Genomic DNA, 18986 nt, shown 5'->3' on the forward strand with positions numbered 1-18986 from the left:
GTTGCGGGACAGGGATTCGAACCCCGGACCTCTACCAAGTCAAAGTAGCGAGCTGACCACTGCTCTACCCCGCGATAGTACCCCAAAGGTACTACCACAACCAAAGATAACGAAATATCTTCAATCGTTATACACGACAATCGGTTTATTGTCGTGAACTAAGCCAAATATCACGTCTTTCTCTGCATGCCTCTAAGGTAGGCGCACAACAAGAGAATAGCTCACCACTTTCAGTACGATAGTCGTACTGGTACATTCTCACTCTCTTTCTGCCTAACTTCGTTGTGTAGGTAGTGTAATTCTCTTTACCGGGCTGGCATACGCTGCAACCGTTTTCGTTTATTGAGTTCATAAGCTATATTTTACTGTATTATCTTCAATCCAAACCTCAGACGCATTTCGTCTTTGCATCACACTATCATGGTAAACTTGATTTTCTTTGGATATTCTCGCAAATTCAGTTTTAACTTGGCTTAATTCACGCTCTAACCTTAATACTTTTTGAGAATCCGATTCACCGTTATCTTTCATAAATGGTGTCATTTCCATATCTCGCATTGCATCCAAATGGTCTATAAAATCACTTGCAACTTTCTCGATTACATCGGTTGATGCAGAAATATCATATTCTTGAAATATATCTGCCATTGCTTCTATATCTTCATTTCTCATAATCATTCAGTTCTATAAGTTTTACCACCAAATTTCTCATCGCCATCTACCAATATATGATAGCTGATATAAGGCTTGTTCTCTTTATCGTTATGCTCTTTGCATTTAACCCTTGCTTCTTCAATTGTATCGCATTTGCACATGGTGTATTCGGGATAGCCATCGAAGTATCTTACAACTCTATATTCTTTGCTCATAATCATTTACGTTTTTCAATATTGCTTTTAATTCTACACAACACAAGTAATATATATATCAATGTCATACAGATAATATACAATAAGCAATCTGTTTTGCTAATTGATTTTGTAACATGAGAGGCTGAAATGAAAACAAACATTACAAAATACGTGATTACATCTGCTCTATTCATACGCTTTTATTTATTTTATTGGTTTCCAATGTGTAATATATCCATCATCTAAATTGCTATAATACTCTTCTTCGTCACTTAAACCTAAACACACCCAAACTTCACCATCTTTATCTACAGTGCCAGTATATTCATAGTCACCGGTATGTAATTTCACCTTTTCGTTAACGGGAGGAATGCAATCAGCAATCCTTATCCACCCTTCATTATCCAATGTTTCCATAATAATCCAACATTTAAAATTTCACATTCAATCTCTCTTCACTCGTATAAGCCACAACAAGACCAGTTTCATCATGCTGTATGGTGATGTACTTTTCACCCCTCTCTATAGTAGAGAAGTCGTACGGCGTACATAGCTTACCCAACACTTTGCCCAGTTGCTTCATCAATGGGGCTTCGGGGCTGATAACTAAAACTAAATCCGCTTTCATAATCGTGTGTATTGTGGTAGCCCGAAGGCTACCGGATTAAAACTTAGAACTTCTCTATTTTGAGATTGTCGTTAATGATAAACATACGTCCACACTCTAAAATCACATGAGTATCCGTGACTCTCTTTATCACTCTTACTACATCATCGTGCGATATGCGTGGTGTGCCATCTGCATAGTGACCATTAGCTAAATCACCTGAAATTCTGTATCTCAAACCAATTTCTATTTCTTTTATATTCATAATCTTCTATATTGCGCAGGGCAAAAGCCCTGCCGGTTAAACTTATAATATTGTAATCTCTTTGCTACCTATTTCTGTATCTACATTCAGAACCTCATACTTTTGAGCCTTGTAGTTGTAAACGATCTCACAAGTATTGAAACCTCTACCATCTTCTCTTTGGTCATAAACAGTATTTATATGCTGATACATTTTATTGCCTAACATGAAGTTTACCTTACCTGACGTGCAGAAGTAAAATGCTACTGCATATTTCAATGTCTTCTCTTCATCAATCTTCTTTGTTGCCATATCTTATATATTTTAATTGTTATTCAAACTATGTTTTTATTATCACGATGCAAATATCAAATTTTATTTTGAATAAAACAAATTTTGATAGAAAATTTTTCAAATTATTTTTTGATACTATTCTTTATATATTCTATGTATAATTTGAAAACTATTCCTATCTTTGCATCAAATTATAATTTGAATATCATGCTAAGAGTACAAGAAATCTGCAAACAGCAGGGCATTACCATGCAAGACCTTGCTAAAAGAATGGGAGTGACATATCAGGCCTTGTATGCCGCAGTGTCCGGCAACCCTACCATTGGGAAGTTAGGTGAAATAGCAAAGGCATTAGATGTAGGAATAATTGACTTACTGAATGAGGATAAAGAAGAAAACGCTATTATTTGCCCCCATTGTGGAAAAAAGATAAAAATAGAGAAAGGAGAATGATATGGATGTCAATACAATTATCAATATTATTGCTGTCATTTTAGCCATAGGGAACTTTATATTCTTGTGCAGTATATCTCGAAAGAAAGCATATAACGAAGAAAAAGGGAAGAATCTTGCTACCAAAGAAGACATAGAAAGCATTACTAATATCATTAAATCAGTAGAATCCCAATACAATAATTCATTAGAATTGTTCAAAATGGAATTACTCAATGAATATGAGTTTTCAAAATCACTTTTTGAAATATGCAATAATTTAGACAAAGAGTTAATAAATCATCTAATTGAATGTAAAAAAGACATTGAAATGGATGAAAGTTATGAGTCACAAGGACAATTAGGACAAGCTATTAAATCTATCAATGATTTAGGAGATTTCTTACACTGTTACGAATCTAGATATTCAAATTTAAAGAACTTCAACAAATTAATACAAGAATGCGATAAAATGTATGGTGTCTATATTGATTTAGATAGCGGAAGAGATATTCAATTTACAAATTATCGTCCCATAACAAAGAAGGTTCAGAAGTATATAAAAGACATACTTAAAATAATAATTCCACCAATTAAAGTAGGTAACGCAGAAAAGCCGGAGCACTAAACTCCGGCTCATTAATTGATTAGCCCTTTGAATTTTAACCGATTTACGATTTCGGTGTAAAGATACTCTATATCCCCACTGAAATCCCCATAGTTCTGATACAGAAACACGACATCCGCACAGTTGTCGGAAATGGTACATTCTGATTGAACTCCAAGAACCTTTGCTATTTCTGGACGTAACCCTGATGCCATTTTCCCACCGGCAAGCGAGCTTGGAGAAAACAGGTACAGGATAATGAAAATGAACTTCTTTCGTTGTGTTACACTATCAATACAAGGGGGAAGACTTCGGCTATTCAATAACTCAACGAAGATTTTATAGATATCCCTAATAAGGCTTTTATCTCTCAAAATCGGTGAAGCTAAGGTATTTTCTTCTTCTGAAAGTTCTGATTTCTCAATTCTGATTTTTTTAAGACGAATTATTTTGTTAAAATCCAGTTCCATAACACAATTATTTTAAAAGTAAATAGTATATTTGCATCATAATCGTGTGAGGGAGGATTGAGTGGTCGTGCGCTTGGTTCTCCTTTCTTATTTTACATATTTATTCTTTTTCAGAATAACCCTATTCTTTTCATTCACTTCCCTACTCCACATCATAGCAGAATACAAAGCGCCTGCATATAAAAAGAGTTCTTCACGATTGGTGAGGAACTCTACTTTCAAAGCTTTATCAAAAGCTTTGCTATATAAGTATTTATTTATTTCCATTTCTTCTTAAATCATATTTCTGTATGTATTTACTAACCGTAGTTCGGCTTACTCCAAGTGTACGGGCTATGTCTTTAAGATGCATCCCTTCCTGTACAAGTTTGTTTACCTCTTCAACTTCAATATGCACGCGAGGATTTCCTCCTTTCCTTTCTGGAGAGGGTTCAATCCCAAACTGACGCCGCCTCTTTTGGGCATATTCCTTGGTGCACTTATCTTTGGTCACATAGATAACAGTACGCTGGTCGATGCGTAGAGGATATAACCTTTTCTCAATCTCCCTGTGCTCTTCCACGAGGCGTTCGGCATCTGCGTTGACCGTTGTATCAACTTTCTTGTATCTGTCTGAAATAACTTGTTTATTACGTTTTCTGATATTGGAATTTACATTCATAGCTATATTTACTGTTTATTGGTTATTACTTTCTGAAAAACATATCCCCGGAAATTGATCGGGCTGTATCGTCACCTGTCAACCGGATATACCGGAAGAAGTTCTGTTCAGTCCGGTGTCCGGTAAGTTTCATGATTTCAAAGGTTTTCATCCGGCCAGTGAGGTACATGTTGGTAGCTGCACTTCTGCGGGCTGTATGACTACTAATAAGTTCCCATTTCTCACGGGTGACAGTTTGCAACTTCCCGCCTTTGGTAAATGAGTAGGTAATCTTATCATTCAGCCCGATCTCCTTCATGATGACTTTTAGGTACTTGTTAAAATACTGGATGCACAGGCCGCAAGGTATGTTACCGTTATACTTCGCAAAGATTTCTTTTACATAATCATGCGCTGGTACCTTAACATCAACATTGGTTTTCTTTGTCCGTTTTACAATGTATCCGTTCTGGAGATTGTCTTTAGCCAACGTAGAATAGTCAGAATAACGAAGAGCAGTGAGGCAACCTATAACAAACAGGTCTCTGATACGTTCTTTTGCCTTTCTTTTGTCTTGATTGAGAAACTTGTAGTAATAGATACGAGTAATCTCATTCATGCTGAGGAATACGGCTGAGGTTTCCTCCAGCCGCATGCCAATCTCGTCATAAGTCGAGTCGACTGCATAATTGTATTGGCTTGCTTTTCGTACCATAGACTGTATCTTTAAGATATACCCTACTATTGTATTGTGCCTCAAGTTCTGGTTCTCCAAGTAGATTATGAAGTCGTCCAGAAACTCAGCGGTCACCGAATTGGTGAAGATGTCACAATCATACTCTTCCGAGAAGTTGTTTATGTGCTTAATGATTGCATCATAAACGGCGGGATATTGTGCAGACTTGCGTCTGGATTTCTTTTCGACTACCTCACGGATAAAGTCCGCGAAGTAAACGCCTTCGAGCGGTTTGCTCTGCCTAAAGTGATTGATGTAGTCCTTCCTCGTCTGACGGGGTTGAACAGGGGAAAATACTTGTAATGTTGCGGCTGTATCATTTTAAAGGTTAATCACTATTTAGTTTACCTGTTTCTTAAGAAAATAAATAATTCTTTTGTTTCTATGGGTGTCAGCCCACGTCGATTATTAATCGCTATAGTCAGTTTATTAAGAGCTTCATTAAGATTGCCAACAATGAGACCACTAATTTATATTTGTTATACGCTATTCCATCTGGTAACTGTTGAAAAGCAAACAGGTGAATTGCGTTCATTTGTTAATATATATACTGCTTTATATTCCCCCTTTAAAGTGTCTCCATGAAAAACCATTCCGGAAATACCTCTAATGGATAAATTAAAAAGTAAGAATGGAATTGTTTTATCAGACATCTCACCGGCTACAATCAGATGTTTGTTAGGTTCGTAATCAAACGGATGAATATTATACCGTTGACGATGCCAATTTGTAATTAACATGCCTCCCGTACCGGCTGCCGGCTCGTAAGTTACCCCGGCATCACTCCCCATCAATTTAGCGACTAATGAAGACAGGCATTTTGGCGTAAAATCTTGCTTCTGATTTTTGCGATCAGCATGTTCGTCTTCAAAATACTCATGAAACCAGTCATAACTAACATCACATTTAAAATAATCGAGAAAAGCCCGATATATTTTGATCCGGTCTTCTTCATCCCCCATGAGAATATTCATTAATCGACCAGGCGCCTGATAACTATCTGTTATGTCAAGCATCCTATTAATGTCATTCATTATCATACTATAAATTTTTCATGATTCAACTTCACTTCGTCATTCGTTGACTGAGCATAAATAGTCGTAGTCTGTATGCTTTCATGACCCAACATACGCTGTACTTGTTCAATGGGCATTCCTCGTTTCAAAGCCGTTGTTGCAGCAGTCCTTCTAAACTTATGCGGATGAACATTCGATATACCGACACGTTCACCAAGATTCCTCAACATAATCTCAACAGCAGATTTAGACATTCTTACCGGAGTGCCGCCAATGCCACCCTTCATTCCTTCCCAAGTTGATATAAAAAGAGCTTCAAGATTATCGGTTCGGGTAGAAAGATATTCTTGAACAGCCAATTTGCAACGGGAAGAAAGATACACCGTACGGAATTTACGTCCCTTTCCCAATACATCAACCTGACCGTTAGCCATATCAAGATCACCTCGATTTACATTTGTCATTTCAGACACACGGCAACCGGTCGAGAATAGAAACTCAATTATAGCCTTATCTCGCTTGGTTCTGGCTGAATATCTTAGCTTCTCCATCTCATCCTCAGTAAGAGATTTACGAATCTTCTTCACCTGTCTAACACCCTTTATCCTAAGCATCGGATTTCGAACTACATAGTTCTCTTCTATGCACCAAGAGAAAAAGCTACTAAGAACCCGGCGTATGTTATTAAGAGTATTATCACTTACTTTTTCCAACTTCTTACACGCAAGATAGATGCGCACATCATCTGTTGATATTTCCTTTATATGCTTCCCAACCTTTACTAAGAAGTTGGATATTATTGTGTTATAATAACTCAATGAGTTTTTAGACAGCCCTTCAACAGCTTTAGCTACAAAGAATTTGTGAAATATTTGTTTATCGCTATCATCATAAAGAACCAATGAGGTATCCTTGTATCGCAACTCAAAATCCTTTAAAGCAACTGATACAAGGTCTATGACCGTGCTGATATTGGGAATATGGCTATTGTATAATATTTCCCGAAGGTCGCTAACAAATTTCTCTTTTGTTTCCATTATTCATTTACTATGTTTAACCACTGATTGTCACTTTCAAAGAACCATTCGTAACCGCCTGCGTGTTTCCGTTTACCAGAGCAACAGCTTCGTATATTACGACTACAAATTCCAGTTTTTCTTTCGGCAGCATTAGAAGATGGGAAAACAGCTATTAATCGTCTGTCTTTGATTGCTACGATTGGCCTGGCATTATTCCCAGCTATAGAAGGATTGCCCTTTCTTCCAAGAGATAGATTTTTGAGCATCTTTCTCTTCTTCCTACTATCTAAGTAATCACTCCACTTTCTTCCCTTGTTAAAGGGAGTATGCCCTTTCAAAAATCTACCATTTACAAGGTTTCTTGTAGGGCGTTCTGGTGGTATATATAATTCACTCATTTCTATTCTTGTATTGAGGTTAATACTTCTTCCCGTGCATCTTTTCGCGTAGTTCATTATACTTCATCTTCTGCTCAACGTGCCACATGAGGTCAATACTAAGATATTTAGCAAGTCCGAAGATTTCAAGCAGAAGCATTTCTGGTACGATACAAGAACGCACAAAGACTTCATTATTTGAAGCAATAAACTTTATGATATGGAATATTGATTCTGTAAATGATTTATTACGATAGGTCACAGAATATTCTGATATTGTTTCCTCATCGAATGCGTCTTCGTTTAAGTCAATTCCTCGAAGTCCATATAAGTCAAGCAAACGAATAATAGCATCGGCAAGCTCGTCCCCCACTGTATCTTTGATATGGTACAGGAAAGATACTTCATTGAAATATTCAGGATTTCTAGTTCTTTCAATGCTTGCTTGAGAGAGCAACTTGTAACTTTCTATACATGCGCGTTTACCTTTTCGGTCTGCTTCCATAGCTTTCATTAACTCGCTAATGACAAGACAAATGAAATGTTCGTTACTCAATTCTACATCGTGAAAGCCATGCTCACAAGCGGTTTTATATACCCCATCACGAAGGGCGTTTAAATCTATTTTACTCATATCTTTTAAGTTTTACGTTAATAGTCTTGTTCGTTAAGCATAGCCATCACCAATACCTTTATATTGCCGAAGTAAGATACATTTTTCCCATACTCGTGTTTTTTATAGAATATTTCTATCTCCTTATAACCTTTGAGTATGGCTACCATAAATAACCTGTAAATCTGAAATGGATGAAAATATAAGTCTCCAATTTTGATCTGAAAGATTGTATCTACGTCTTTCTCAAAGGATAACAGACGGATTCTTGCAAAAGGATGATTCTTTTCATCAGTTCCGGCTCCATCACACAGGGGACAATCATGTTGCGCATAATGAGTTTCTAGGTTATTATCTTTATATTCCCATTCTACATTTCCAGACCCATTACATTCTTTGCATTTTAACAGAAGCTTATCAACCTCTAACCTACATTTGGTTAGTTCCTTAGCTAAAGTTTCAACATTCACTTTTATGCTGCTAAGAGGCTCTGTCTCAAAATCAGAAAAGAGTTTAGCACTGTTAGGATATTGTTCGTTGGTGTTGTACTTCAATGTCAATTCATTTTCAGGAATACAGATTAATACATAACCATCGGAAGCGCTCACTATGCCATCCCTTAAATTCGGGAACATCATGTTAGGGCGGAGCTCGTCATTGCCTGTAAAAAGGTTTAATAGAAAATCATTTATTGCATTCATTTTTAATTCGTTATTCGTTTATATTAGGAACCTGGCCCACTTTCATATAGTAGTCAATGCTTTCAGGTGCAGAGGGTATCTTTCCTTTTATCATATCAACTACATGATTCCATGAACGCATTACATTTCGATCTAAACATGATTCTCTTTTAGGAGAATCAAGCGCATTTGCTACCATCCGAAGTGTATCAGCTATTTCTTTTAGCTCCCAAAGAGGAACTTTTATCATTTTAGTTAATTCGCTCATATTTATTCAATTAGCAATGATTACTATTGTCTTATCATCATCAATATAGACTTCGTTGGCATTCCATAGATTTATATCTCCTGAATCAAGGAAAACATCAACGTCTTTATCCTCAATGCCGTTTAATTTATCAATCAATTCTTGTACTGTCATAATTTGCCTCCTTTTTAAATTTGTTTTACCCTAATTGTTCTACTTCTTCTATTGCTTTAAATATCTCAAAAATCACCTGCGGAACTATGGCGTTTCCATATCCCTTGACTGATTCCTGTCTCCACTTTGTGAAAGGAATGGTAAGGTCGCCCACATCAAAGGGAAGCCCATCATTTCCTCGACAAACAGGGGATTGAGTTGGGAAGTTGCGCCATTTCTCTTCGGAGTACTCTCCTCCCCAGATGTTATAATGGCTTTCGCTACCGATTCCTCCAAGTTTCCCTTGTTCCTGAATGCTATATTCGGATTGTCTAAATCGCATCCGTTCACTTTGTTGGCTCGTGGAGTGGGGAGTAAGTTGTTCATTGCCATTGCAGTCAACGCAGTCCCCATCTGGCTCTTCGGATTGTACTTCTTCATGTATTTGTCTGCTTCCCGGGCATTGGGAGTTGGAAGTAGTTGAACCATTCTTGCAAGCCCTATACTTCCGTTCGTCCCGTTCTGGTTTATCTTCCTCTGAGTCCCGTTTTTGGTCGTTATAAAGGTGTCGTTCTCTCCAATTATCGCACCCGTCGTAGCATCGCTTGCCATTGGTGTTGGTAGCAACCCGAATTTCGCTCCGGACGAAAGATTGTTCAGTTTCGTCCCAGTTCTGTCTTTTGTTCTCTCGGCAGCTTTCATGGGATGTTCCACCACTTCCATGGCACGCGGTGTCGGTAGTAAGTCGTGCGACAAACCATACCCTGTCTCTTCTGTGGGGTGCTCCGACGGCACAAGCCGGAATAAGCATCGGCTGGACGGAATATCCTTCTCGCTCAAGGTCTTTACAGATGGTTTCGACAACGTATTCCTGTTGTAGCAATATTCTTTTTCGGTTATCTTCTCCGAAAAGAGAGGTCTGGCTTCCCATTTCAGTCTCCTCGCCGGGCTGAACCATCGTGAGGATTCCAGCAACGTTTTCACCAATAACCCAAGTGGGTCGGATTTCCCGTATAGCACGGAACATGTGTGGCCAGAGGTAACGGTTATCATCCGCTCCCTTTCTTTGACCTGCGACGGAGAAAGGCTGGCAAGGAAACCCTCCTGTAAGGATGTCAATCCGTCCTCTCCATTGACTAAAGTCTGTTTTGGTAATGTCTTCATAATGTTCTGAATTAGGAAACCAATATTTCAATATCTCGTTGCAAAAATCGTTTATCTCACAGTGAAAGGCATTTTCCCAACCCATCCAGGAAGCTGCTACACTTGGGGCATCAAAACCGCTAAATAAACTGCCATGAACTAATTTCATTTCATTTCATTTGATTCCTTTCTTTATTATTTTTAATCAAATTTTGATGGCATATTTTCGGCAAAGACGAACGCTTTAGCATCATTATTCCATCTAATTTCTTTGTTTCCTTCAAAATCACGGAAGAAATGGTTGTATTCATCTACTAAAGCGCATAAACCTATTTGAGTCGTTTCGAAAGAGACAAAGTATTCATTATTGTAAGCCTTATATGATTCCAAGTCTGATATGACAGAAGAGAGGATATTCTTGACTTCTTTGTTTTCGCAAACTTCCATATACAGGAACTCCCCGCCTTCGTACATATCCTGAGCTGCAACGTGTTTTCCCTCAACTAACCAATTTAATGCTTCTAACGTCAGTTCAGGTTTCTCGTAAAAATCTACTGTAAAAAGTTTTTTTGTTTCCATTATTTCCGTTTTTTAGATGGTATATAAATTGGGGATGCTTTCCCTTTATTGCCTTTATTTATGCCGTTCATTTGCTCAACCGTCTTTTGGTTAAAGGTGGTAGAACTGGCAAGACCTTTGATATTTTTTCCCATAATAGTTCATATTTATTCTGGTTTTGAACCTACTCAAAAATACTTTGAATGGATCTCGGTTTATAATTTATCCAAATCACTTCTTGTACTTCGTTGGATCGAATATTGTTCTTCTTTGATGGAAACTTTATCATAGTCCAGTCTCCGTACAGTTCTTGCATAAGAGGGCAATCATAACTACTTATCATTGCTTTTCCTTCAATAGAGTGTAATCGTTTGGCCAGTTCACAATGTTGATCGTTTGAAAACTCAAATTTGTAATCGTTTGATGATGCCCGACATTCAAGCGGATAAGGCGGATCAACATAGAAGAATGCTTCTGGGAAATCTATTTTATCAATACAGGCAGAATAATCCAAATTAAGAATTTGAAAATTAGATCTGATTACTTCCGCTACTTCATGTAGCTTCTCTATTGCATTGTTCCAACGAGATACTGTTTCACCCCCTTGAGCATTAACATGTTTCTTTGCCATGTGCCAGCCTTTATTTTTCCGTTGTGCTCCTAATCCAAAGAAAGACTGACGGACTCGAACGTAAAATCTTCGGGCCTGCTCTATTTTATCTGCAGATGGTTCCCATGAATTATTATATTCTAATTCAGAACATGGGGTTAAAAGCAATAATCGAATCAATTCCGGTTCGTGATCTCGTAACACTGCAAAGAAATTTGTGATATCCGCATTTATCTCGTTGGCTGTCTTAATCACTTTACCGTTGTAATTGAGAGATACAACCATACTTCCGGCGAAGAGATCCACTAAGTGAGTAAATCTATCAGGAAAATACTTGTATAAGTATTCAAGCCAAGTAAACTTGCCACCGAAGTAGTTAAAGGCTATTAGTTTATCTTTATTTCCACTCATTTCTAAAATTATTTACGTTAAATACTAATTGCTTTAAATTCTTGTGGTGAAATCATCTTCTTTGATTTCACATAAGAAAAGAATGAATCTGCTGGGCAAACACATTCGGGCATTCCACTCGTATTACAATCGCTGGGAACGGTTGCTAGGATGCATAAACCATCTGCCGGCAGATGCTCACAACTTACTTTATCATCCCAATCAATATACTTTTGCGCTTCCTTTGCGATAGATTCGCACCTATGCCTATAGTTTATATAGGCATCATCCGCCTTTTTTATCATTTGATTTATATTCATTTCTTCTTTGATTTGAATTATTTGTTTAGAATCTGCTTCATACACCTGCGGAACTCTTTTACAGAGCCGGGGTTCATGTTTTTACCAAGCATAATTTGCGCAATCTCCATCGGATTATACTTTCTGTATTCAACTGGGATTTTGCCAAATACTCCGTATTCTAACATCGTTTCTCTGATATCCATAGGAATTTTCAAGACTTTCAACGCTTTCTGCTGTTGTGGAACAGAATATGGCTGATAATTACTATCCCAATTTCCAAATATGGAAGTGACATAAAGAATCTTTTCTGCTAATCTTATTTTCATATCTATTCAGTTATTTTACATCAATTATATTCCTGTACATTCCGAGAAAAGGAACTTCTACTCCGCATACCATAATGTCATATATAGAGTCTTTTTTCATCGTTCCTGCAAATTCAGGATGAGCTATAAACCCATCAATATTAATACGGAATGTGCCTCTATCGGTATAGAGTAGATAATATACTTCTGTGCAAAAACCATCCTTATCTCCCGATGTCTTTTGGATCCTATCTACTTTTCCGACTTTCACTCTAATATTCTGTTTATTAGAAAAATTGATAAACCATATACATGCAATAAATGCCATAATGGATAGTACTATAGTTATTCTTTTCTTCATATCTTATTGGTTATTCATCTTTTTTCATTTTCTTAATCTCATCCAAAGAATCGGCAATCCACCATAAGAATCCACCGATCATAATCAATGCTATTAGTTCCATTTTATATTAAGTTATTCTAAATAGTTTCCTGTTAATCCCCTGAATAGCATAGCAGAAGAAAAAGCCTTTCTTCCATTTTCAGAGACATAAGATATAACCCCAAAGACATCTGCTGTAGAGTATATTTTCCATACCAATAATTTTTCTATCATTTCCATCTTAGTTAATAATCTTTCATTGCTTCAAATACCGGTTTATTTCAACCTGAATGTAATCAGGCGCAATATGACATCGTTCAACTGCCGTTTGCTGTCCTTCTGTTTCTGGAAAGTTACGCTTCCTAATGATAACATCCACTTCCTCGCTACGTTCACGGAGGAACTTTCTAAATGCTTCACCGACAGTTATAGTATCGAAATACCCGTAGAACTTACCATACCTCCCTAGCTTGAAACGGGCAACAAATAGAAGAAATTCTGTCAACTTGATGTAGTGATACTGCCCGACAAACAGCCGTGAAAATTCATTCAGAGCGTCTAAGTCAGCACTTTCTTTCGTCGAAGAGGCAAAATCGATAGTCAATAGTTGAGTTTTTACCCACAACGAAGAAGAATCACATCCGTACATCCGTTCTAAATCAGCCACTGTTGGAGATTTCTCACTATAAGCCTTTTCCAAATCTGAAAGAATAATTGTTTGAAGTGAAGTGGAATAAGCAGATGAAAAGGCCTTAAAGGTCGGGTATCTCTGCTTGATGGTTGATAGCAGAATTTCCCTGCTCGATGGCTGCATATTCGTCAAGGAGCATTCTTGCCTTTGCTGCTTTATCAGCATTCCGATTGTTTTGTCCTTGGATTCCTGTTTTTCCATACTTGATGTTTAACCATTCTTGATAATCACGTTCAGTTCCCGTAAATACAACCCCGGTCCATCCGGATTCAATTGCCCTCTCAATTTGCCTGATGGCAAACTCTTCTTCAAAATTAGAAAGCTTATTAAGTGAAAGCTGCAACGCATAATTAAGCTTGTTTTTCCATTTTGGAGTATTTCGCAAAGTTTCCCAAGCAGACATGAAAGCTATCGAAGAGAAAGGATAAACTAAAGGCTTTACATCTCCCTCTTTTTTTCTGGACTTCTTGGGCTTTTCGGGTGGGGGGTTCTCGTGCGTACGCGCGAGACTCTCTTCTTGTTTTATGTTTATATTATCTTTAATAGGTGTAATTTGCGTTTCATCCTCAAAATTTGCGGATGATGTTGCGGATGATGTTTTTTTATCATCCTCAAAATTTGCGGGTGATTCTGCGGATGATATTGCGGATGTTACGACTTTATCTGTTTTAACTAGAAATATCGATTCATTCGCATTATCATCCGCAATATCATCCGTACTTTCATCCTCAAAATTTGCGGATGATGTTGCGGATGATAACACCTCATCGCTTATCTTTTGAGAAAAAGAATAGTAACAGCCTATACGTTTATCCTTGCAAGTCCTATAAAAAAGAAGTCCAGCATCAGATAAACTATCTCTAGATTTACGCAATGTATTATCAGATATATCTAAATTACCACACAGAATATTACTACGAATGAAGAATACTTCCTTCCATTTCATATCATTGCAGATAGCCACAAGTTCATGATAAAGAGCTTGTGCGGCAGTGGTTAGGTAGATTCTCCCCCTTACCTTTCGAAGTTTGGATATTAGTTGATAGCTATTCATAAACGAAAATATCTATTTGCTGCACATTCATCAAAAGACTTCACACGCTCTATAAGCCGCTTCTGCCTCTGCCTGAAAGCTAAATTATCGTCATACTTATTGTGACATTCCCGGCACAATCCAACGATATTAAGAGGATTGGTATAATGTTCAGGATATTCCGACTTTGGAACTAAATGTGCTGCGTCCGACATTGGTTTACCACAGATAGCGCAATAAGGTGGCAATGCTTTCTTTATTCTTGCAACTTCTCTGTTGCGCTGGGCTTGTTTGGTGCTAATCTGTTTCATACGAATAGTGTTTAAATAATAGCTCCCGGATACCGAACCAACGGACACCGGGATAATTTACTTACCATGTTTCATTCGATGGCAATCCTCACATAAAGTCTCAAGACAATACAGGAACTCTAATTCATGCCCAACTATGGAATATCCTGCAATGTCATATACTTTGTGATGGACTTCCAAATTGTATGTCTTACCACACACTTGGCATCTATGCCCATCACGAATTCTAACCTTACGCTTCACCTCTTCCCAATAAGGATTATTCCTCAGGCTCTGCCGATACTTCGTCGGTCGCCCCTTCTTGTGATTCAGTCTGTTCATCTTCTTTCCTCCATGGGCTTTCTTCAATTGCTACTCTATGCCATTCATGGCGTTGGATAGGAACAACCTCGCCATTATCTTCATCCAAGAAGTCTTCGGTCCAGTGTTCTAACCAAACATCCTGACCGTCTTCTTCCCAGACTTCAACAATATTCTCATCCTTACCAAATTTGCGAAGGTTCTTTCTGGTATCCTTCACATCTATATCAGGTAATTCATAACCAAGTGTTTTAAATGCTTCCTGATTCATTTCACCTGAATTGAAAAGGTCATTGTATTCATGCTTTGGTATTTCCTGAACCAACGCCAGACGAAACGCATCATTCACCCATGAATAATACAGGTAATGCCCCATCACAGGAATACGGAAGGTATCAATCATCTTTAAAGGATAATCCTTAATGCCTTTCTTCGCCAAGTTCACAAGGTCTTTGAACTGGGTATGTAAGGCAGAAATCTTTGCCTCAAAGTCTTTCTTCTCAGCATTAAACTTGGCTTTTAAAGCTTCGAACTGTGCTTCAAGTTCCGGAATCTGTTCCTCGGCAATCTCGCCATAGTTCGCACGGATAGTTGAAATCTCATAATCATCCATAACCCGGTTAGCGATTACATCCTTTTCTTGGATGGTTACAAAATGCTCTGATAACTTCTTTTTAACGTCGTCCATACAAACGCAATCAGAGAAAATAACTTCGGGGAATTTTACTGTAGTAGGAAGCTTGAATTTAAGTTCCTCTGGTACATAGTCTTTTAAATCAATCATTGTTTCTTAGTATTTAATTTCTTAAGCATTTTCTTGCACCTTCTACATAAATCCTGATCGGGAGATGCTTTAGGCGCGTATTTCTTTATTTTATCAGAGCATTGCATAAGTAGGCGCTCTATTGTTTGAATATCTGTTTTGCATAATTCCATTATTCAAAATCATCTATAGCCACCGGATGAAGAAGTTTCTTACTCCAATCAGGAAGCTGCATGTCAATTATACCACGAGCACCCTCTTCCGCTTTAGCATCATAGCCGGGAAACCACTTCTTATCAAAGCAGTCTTTGACGATAGAAAGAGCATAGTGATATTTATACTTACCATTAGCCAGATCATCAGGAGACCAAAAAAGAACAGCCACATCATAGGGTTCGACTGTCTGCAACATAATCATTATGGTTACATTAAAGTTTCGTCCAGTAACGCCGCTCATTACTTCTTGGTACATACCTTCTGACAACTCATATTTGAGTTTGGCACAATCATAATAGAACTTGCCGAGATCATCGGCCCGTGTGGTTTTGAAGGAAATTACAGCATTAACGCCGATATTTTCTTCTACGTTAAAATAATCCGGTCGAACTCTCACATTAAGTCCGGTTTCTTCATCCTTTCCATAGAAAGAGACTTCTGAGTATGCACCTTTTAGAATATTAGGAATAATACCGCCACCATACCAATAATAGTTTCTTTTCAAGGCGGTTATAATCATATTCATTTCTTCACTGATGAAAGAATAGCCGAAATCAATAAGCTTTTGTTTCAGATCGTCCCGGTACTCTTTGAGTGCATTGAAATTCCATTTTTCAGAAGGAGATTCACTTTCAGCATCCCTTGCATAATTTTCCTCATTTGCAAGAAGTTCTTCATAGAACTTAATCATTTGAATCACACCATCTTTTGATGCCTGATTGCATGCTGGTTCTACCTTTACCAATTCAAACAAACGAGGTTCCAGAAAAGCCATGTGAGCAAATGTACCCAATTGAAAACAGGGCTTCGGTTTCTCTTCAAAGACTCTCTCCCAGTCATAATAAAACGAACGCGGAGTTTTAAGAGCACTCTTTAGATTTGAAGAAGAAATATGTCTGCTTTCAAGATATGTTTCCATTGGATCACGCTTGACTACTCCATTCACACTCAAAGATTTCAAGTCGATATTGACAGGTTTCTTATTGCAGTTTAGCGCTATGAAATCCAGAACCGTTTCTTTCGTTGGATAATCATCCGGATTATAGGCAGAAGGATTGAGTTCCTCCCCTTCTGCACAATTATTCAAATCAAAATCTATCATCCGACTACGTGTAAGTTTATGCGTAGAGGTTTTATAGACCAATTATCGGACTGGAAATTATTGGTTTTATTCTTTCTCTTACCCATATAAGTGATTTTAAGAGGAACACCACTTTTAAGTGAACCATTCTCAATATATTGTTCAAGAATACCAACCAATCTACGAGAACCATTAGTCACAGTCTGTACTACTCCATCCTCTGATCTCTCAAGAAAAATAGCACAATCCAAATCAATCAGATCACCAGTTCCATTAGCACTTAAAACCTTTTGAGGCTTGATTTCTACAAAAAACATTTTCTTAAACTCACCAGCATGTTCCGGGGTCCAATAATTGCCACAAAGGTCAACTGGTAACTCCTGAGCATCCTCTAGAGAAGGGAGGTCACTTGTACTCAAATCTGCTGCTTGAATCTCAAATGAAGATTCTTGCTCTTTTAAGGTTAATTCTTTACTCATAATCGTAATTTTTAAAGGGTTATTTACTTATAATTTCTTTCATTTCAGCTTTTGCAAGAGGGGATAATTCCTTCATATAATTACATTTAAAAGCGGCCGATTCAAGTTCTAAAATATCATATCTAACTCTAGAATGTAATTTACCGTCAGCGTCTTTATATCGCTTTACCAAGCCAGCTTTTACCCATTTAGAAACATCCCCTTTCCCATATTTTTTATGAGCTTTATTTTGAGAAATAAACTGAGGCTCTTTAAAAGAGTTAATCCGTTCTTCCCTTTGTCCTATTCCTCTTGCATAGTCTATTAGTTTATATAAAACCTCTTCCGGCATCGATACCATAATTACTCCTTGCTCTTTAAATCCTTTCAATTTTCATCTTTTGTCCTCTTCTCATATCGCTATGCTTGTGATAAAGCGATAAAAAACAAGACAAATTACTTTTTAGTATACTGAGGTTTATATTCTAAAAGCCTTTTTCAAGACATTGTGATAAAACCATATTGAATATATTATACCAACAAGATTCATTGTATAATTCCAGTCTCCTGTTATCGGGTTCACATCGTTAAAAGTTAACATACACGGCAGTGCCAATATATTAAGCAACATCACCTTTAGTATTGTCTTTTTCATTCTATCATGCAGCTAAAAAATTAAAGCCATTATTATTCCTATTCCCTGCTCGTATGTATCGCATAGCTGTTCGAGCTCTCGATGGTGTTCTCATCCTTCGTAAATCGGAACTATTGCAAGTAATCTGCATCATAATAAAAAGAACAGAGAACAAGAGTTCAAGCCCGTGTTTACGTATTTCCTTCAAGTCGAAATCACGTTTTAGCTTACCACAAATCATATATAAAAGCAATTCCGTATCTTTGGAGATACCCAGTTTCCGATATATCGTTCTTTTCTGGGTCTTGACAGTCCAAACCGATTTATTTAAATTGTCTGCTACCTCTTTGTCGGCAAGTCCCTTGCAGTACTCATTTGCAACAAGCATTTCCGCCGGAGACAAAACAATCATCACGCCTCTCTTTTAATTCTAAACGTTCCATTCACCATATCGTAATTCCCTTCCCTACTCCAATTCGATTTACTCTTCCACATTCGTTTTCTCAGTCTTGGAATAATAGAACCGACAATAGATTCAGCCTTTTCAAGTGGAAATTCAACTACTTCACCTACTTTCATATTCAGCAAAGCCTCAGTCCATTTTTCTGTAATTCTCTTTACCATGATTGTTCTATTTTAAATTTATTCTTAATATATTTGAAATCATAACACTGTCATTATCACCAATTCATCACTGTATAATTCGACAAAATCATGTTTGCCAAATTGTACCATTATTTTATCACCGCTAACACTATATACCTTCCCGATTTTGTTTTCCCAACCGGGAGCTTTATATTTTACTAATGTTCCTTTTTTCATA

Annotated in this window: 39 protein-coding genes and 1 tRNA gene; 2 read left to right on the top strand and 38 right to left on the bottom strand. The window is 37.4% G+C overall.

Translation table 11 applies throughout. From position 1 onward, the window contains the following. Position 1: 1 nt before the first annotated feature. The 8 genes from DW036_RS07800 to DW036_RS07835 all read right to left on the bottom strand — a co-directional run bounded on the left by DW036_RS07800 (position 2) and on the right by DW036_RS07835 (position 2014). Positions 2-74: transfer RNA gene (locus tag DW036_RS07800), tRNA-Val, on the bottom strand. A gap of 71 nt (positions 75-145) precedes the next feature. Beyond that, positions 146-352, bottom strand: a complete 207-nt coding sequence (locus DW036_RS07805) for a DUF3873 family protein (RefSeq protein ID WP_118462713.1) — start codon at positions 350-352, stop codon at positions 146-148. After that, positions 349-672, bottom strand: a complete 324-nt coding sequence (locus tag DW036_RS07810) for a hypothetical protein (RefSeq protein WP_147401441.1) — start codon at positions 670-672, stop codon at positions 349-351. Before DW036_RS07810 ends, DW036_RS07805 begins: the two co-directional genes overlap by 4 nt. Positions 673-674: 2 nt before the next feature. Beyond that, the gene (locus tag DW036_RS07815) at positions 675-869 is read right to left on the bottom strand and encodes a hypothetical protein (RefSeq protein WP_224319943.1); all 195 of its coding nucleotides are present in this window, start codon (positions 867-869) and stop codon (positions 675-677) included. Positions 870-1055: 186 nt separating this feature from the next. Beyond that, positions 1056-1268 carry a hypothetical protein gene (locus DW036_RS07820; protein WP_118462722.1) on the bottom strand — a complete coding sequence of 71 codons (213 nt, stop codon included), beginning with the start codon at positions 1266-1268 and terminating at the stop codon, positions 1056-1058. Positions 1269-1281: 13 nt separating this feature from the next. Beyond that, positions 1282-1479, bottom strand: coding sequence for a hypothetical protein (locus DW036_RS07825; RefSeq protein WP_118462724.1), 198 nt, complete (start codon positions 1477-1479; stop codon positions 1282-1284). Positions 1480-1522: 43 nt separating this feature from the next. Continuing rightward, the gene (locus DW036_RS07830) at positions 1523-1696 is read right to left on the bottom strand and encodes a hypothetical protein (protein WP_224319944.1); all 174 of its coding nucleotides are present in this window, start codon (positions 1694-1696) and stop codon (positions 1523-1525) included. Positions 1697-1765: 69 nt separating this feature from the next. Further along, on the bottom strand, positions 1766-2014 hold the full coding sequence (locus tag DW036_RS07835; protein WP_118462730.1) for a hypothetical protein: 249 nt from the start codon (positions 2012-2014) through the stop codon (positions 1766-1768). Positions 2015-2203: 189 nt separating this feature from the next. Between DW036_RS07835 and DW036_RS07840 the strand changes: the two genes are divergently transcribed. Together DW036_RS07840 and DW036_RS07845 are read left to right on the top strand one after the other, a co-directional pair. Then, a complete protein-coding gene (locus tag DW036_RS07840) occupies positions 2204-2449 on the top strand; it encodes a helix-turn-helix domain-containing protein (RefSeq protein ID WP_224319945.1) in 246 nt (81 codons plus the stop codon). Position 2450: 1 nt separating this feature from the next. Then, on the top strand, positions 2451-3056 hold the full coding sequence (locus DW036_RS07845) for a hypothetical protein (protein ID WP_118462733.1): 606 nt from the start codon (positions 2451-2453) through the stop codon (positions 3054-3056). Positions 3057-3067: 11 nt separating this feature from the next. Here the strand turns inward: DW036_RS07845 and DW036_RS07850 are convergent, their stop codons facing one another. The 30 genes from DW036_RS07850 to DW036_RS25500 form a co-directional block, all read right to left on the bottom strand. Then, positions 3068-3505: a hypothetical protein gene (locus DW036_RS07850; protein WP_118462736.1), complete on the bottom strand. Its 438-nt coding sequence runs from the start codon at positions 3503-3505 to the stop codon at positions 3068-3070. 87 nt (positions 3506-3592) lie between these two features. Further along, positions 3593-3772 carry a hypothetical protein gene (locus DW036_RS07855; protein ID WP_118462739.1) on the bottom strand — a complete coding sequence of 60 codons (180 nt, stop codon included), beginning with the start codon at positions 3770-3772 and terminating at the stop codon, positions 3593-3595. Next, on the bottom strand, positions 3759-4166 hold the full coding sequence (locus DW036_RS07860) for a helix-turn-helix domain-containing protein (protein WP_118462742.1): 408 nt from the start codon (positions 4164-4166) through the stop codon (positions 3759-3761). Before DW036_RS07860 ends, DW036_RS07855 begins: the two co-directional genes overlap by 14 nt. Positions 4167-4191: 25 nt before the next feature. Beyond that, complete coding sequence (locus DW036_RS07865; protein WP_118462745.1) at positions 4192-5136, bottom strand: phage integrase SAM-like domain-containing protein; 945 nt, start codon at positions 5134-5136, stop codon at positions 4192-4194. Positions 5137-5360: 224 nt separating this feature from the next. Then, the gene (locus tag DW036_RS07870) at positions 5361-5921 is read right to left on the bottom strand and encodes an N-6 DNA methylase (protein WP_118424091.1); all 561 of its coding nucleotides are present in this window, start codon (positions 5919-5921) and stop codon (positions 5361-5363) included. Further along, positions 5918-6934 (bottom strand): site-specific tyrosine recombinase/integron integrase, encoded by a 1017-nt coding sequence (gene xerA / locus DW036_RS07875; RefSeq protein WP_118424092.1) that lies wholly within the window; start codon positions 6932-6934, stop codon positions 5918-5920. Before xerA ends, DW036_RS07870 begins: the two co-directional genes overlap by 4 nt. After that, positions 6934-7371, bottom strand: coding sequence for a hypothetical protein (locus DW036_RS07880; protein ID WP_233560343.1), 438 nt, complete (start codon positions 7369-7371; stop codon positions 6934-6936). The genes xerA and DW036_RS07880 overlap by 1 nt, the downstream gene beginning before the upstream one ends. Beyond that, the gene (locus DW036_RS07885) at positions 7334-7927 is read right to left on the bottom strand and encodes a hypothetical protein (protein WP_118462748.1); all 594 of its coding nucleotides are present in this window, start codon (positions 7925-7927) and stop codon (positions 7334-7336) included. The genes DW036_RS07880 and DW036_RS07885 overlap by 38 nt, the downstream gene beginning before the upstream one ends. Before the next feature lie 17 nt (positions 7928-7944). Next, on the bottom strand, positions 7945-8607 hold the full coding sequence (locus tag DW036_RS07890) for a hypothetical protein (protein ID WP_118462751.1): 663 nt from the start codon (positions 8605-8607) through the stop codon (positions 7945-7947). Between the two features lie 10 nt (positions 8608-8617). After that, complete coding sequence (locus tag DW036_RS07895) at positions 8618-8854, bottom strand: hypothetical protein (RefSeq protein WP_118296123.1); 237 nt, start codon at positions 8852-8854, stop codon at positions 8618-8620. A gap of 6 nt (positions 8855-8860) precedes the next feature. Then, on the bottom strand, positions 8861-9007 hold the full coding sequence (locus DW036_RS25490; RefSeq protein WP_158585948.1) for a hypothetical protein: 147 nt from the start codon (positions 9005-9007) through the stop codon (positions 8861-8863). A gap of 25 nt (positions 9008-9032) precedes the next feature. Then, a complete protein-coding gene (locus DW036_RS07900; RefSeq protein WP_118462754.1) occupies positions 9033-10298 on the bottom strand; it encodes a DNA cytosine methyltransferase in 1266 nt (421 codons plus the stop codon). 32 nt (positions 10299-10330) lie between these two features. Further along, a complete protein-coding gene (locus tag DW036_RS07905) occupies positions 10331-10708 on the bottom strand; it encodes a hypothetical protein (protein ID WP_118462757.1) in 378 nt (125 codons plus the stop codon). Next, entirely contained in the window at positions 10708-10842 is a 135-nt protein-coding gene (locus tag DW036_RS26175; RefSeq protein WP_255421310.1) for a hypothetical protein, read from the bottom strand. Before DW036_RS26175 ends, DW036_RS07905 begins: the two co-directional genes overlap by 1 nt. Before the next feature lie 29 nt (positions 10843-10871). After that, positions 10872-11708, bottom strand: a complete 837-nt coding sequence (locus DW036_RS07910; RefSeq protein ID WP_118462760.1) for a DNA adenine methylase — start codon at positions 11706-11708, stop codon at positions 10872-10874. Between the two features lie 17 nt (positions 11709-11725). Next, the gene (locus DW036_RS07915; protein ID WP_118463211.1) at positions 11726-12007 is read right to left on the bottom strand and encodes a hypothetical protein; all 282 of its coding nucleotides are present in this window, start codon (positions 12005-12007) and stop codon (positions 11726-11728) included. A gap of 17 nt (positions 12008-12024) precedes the next feature. Then, entirely contained in the window at positions 12025-12315 is a 291-nt protein-coding gene (locus DW036_RS07920; RefSeq protein ID WP_118462763.1) for a hypothetical protein, read from the bottom strand. 10 nt (positions 12316-12325) lie between these two features. Further along, positions 12326-12655 (bottom strand): hypothetical protein, encoded by a 330-nt coding sequence (locus DW036_RS07925; RefSeq protein ID WP_118462766.1) that lies wholly within the window; start codon positions 12653-12655, stop codon positions 12326-12328. Between the two features lie 114 nt (positions 12656-12769). Then, positions 12770-12916 carry a hypothetical protein gene (locus DW036_RS25495; RefSeq protein WP_158585949.1) on the bottom strand — a complete coding sequence of 49 codons (147 nt, stop codon included), beginning with the start codon at positions 12914-12916 and terminating at the stop codon, positions 12770-12772. A gap of 16 nt (positions 12917-12932) precedes the next feature. Next, positions 12933-13490: a DUF6633 family protein gene (locus DW036_RS07930; RefSeq protein WP_147401442.1), complete on the bottom strand. Its 558-nt coding sequence runs from the start codon at positions 13488-13490 to the stop codon at positions 12933-12935. Then, on the bottom strand, positions 13429-14421 hold the full coding sequence (locus DW036_RS25740; protein ID WP_187374567.1) for a hypothetical protein: 993 nt from the start codon (positions 14419-14421) through the stop codon (positions 13429-13431). Before DW036_RS25740 ends, DW036_RS07930 begins: the two co-directional genes overlap by 62 nt. Next, positions 14418-14711 (bottom strand): HNH endonuclease, encoded by a 294-nt coding sequence (locus tag DW036_RS07940; RefSeq protein ID WP_118462773.1) that lies wholly within the window; start codon positions 14709-14711, stop codon positions 14418-14420. The genes DW036_RS25740 and DW036_RS07940 overlap by 4 nt, the downstream gene beginning before the upstream one ends. Positions 14712-14768: 57 nt before the next feature. Continuing rightward, the gene (locus DW036_RS07945) at positions 14769-15032 is read right to left on the bottom strand and encodes an HNH endonuclease (RefSeq protein WP_118462776.1); all 264 of its coding nucleotides are present in this window, start codon (positions 15030-15032) and stop codon (positions 14769-14771) included. Further along, positions 14971-15795: a hypothetical protein gene (locus tag DW036_RS07950; RefSeq protein ID WP_118462778.1), complete on the bottom strand. Its 825-nt coding sequence runs from the start codon at positions 15793-15795 to the stop codon at positions 14971-14973. Before DW036_RS07950 ends, DW036_RS07945 begins: the two co-directional genes overlap by 62 nt. Positions 15796-15946: 151 nt before the next feature. Beyond that, the gene (locus tag DW036_RS07955) at positions 15947-17092 is read right to left on the bottom strand and encodes a PD-(D/E)XK nuclease-like domain-containing protein (protein WP_118462781.1); all 1146 of its coding nucleotides are present in this window, start codon (positions 17090-17092) and stop codon (positions 15947-15949) included. Beyond that, positions 17089-17550 carry a hypothetical protein gene (locus DW036_RS07960; RefSeq protein WP_118462784.1) on the bottom strand — a complete coding sequence of 154 codons (462 nt, stop codon included), beginning with the start codon at positions 17548-17550 and terminating at the stop codon, positions 17089-17091. The genes DW036_RS07955 and DW036_RS07960 overlap by 4 nt, the downstream gene beginning before the upstream one ends. A gap of 19 nt (positions 17551-17569) precedes the next feature. Further along, positions 17570-17920, bottom strand: coding sequence for a hypothetical protein (locus DW036_RS07965; protein WP_233560345.1), 351 nt, complete (start codon positions 17918-17920; stop codon positions 17570-17572). Between the two features lie 268 nt (positions 17921-18188). After that, on the bottom strand, positions 18189-18575 hold the full coding sequence (locus tag DW036_RS07970; protein ID WP_118462787.1) for a helix-turn-helix transcriptional regulator: 387 nt from the start codon (positions 18573-18575) through the stop codon (positions 18189-18191). Continuing rightward, the gene (locus DW036_RS07975; RefSeq protein WP_118462790.1) at positions 18575-18787 is read right to left on the bottom strand and encodes a hypothetical protein; all 213 of its coding nucleotides are present in this window, start codon (positions 18785-18787) and stop codon (positions 18575-18577) included. Before DW036_RS07975 ends, DW036_RS07970 begins: the two co-directional genes overlap by 1 nt. A gap of 39 nt (positions 18788-18826) precedes the next feature. After that, positions 18827-18985 carry a hypothetical protein gene (locus tag DW036_RS25500; protein WP_158585950.1) on the bottom strand — a complete coding sequence of 53 codons (159 nt, stop codon included), beginning with the start codon at positions 18983-18985 and terminating at the stop codon, positions 18827-18829. Between the last annotated feature and the right edge of the window lies 1 nt (position 18986).

Source organism: Bacteroides sp. AF39-11AC (assembly GCF_003474285.1).
Lineage (GTDB): Bacteria > Bacteroidota > Bacteroidia > Bacteroidales > Bacteroidaceae > Bacteroides.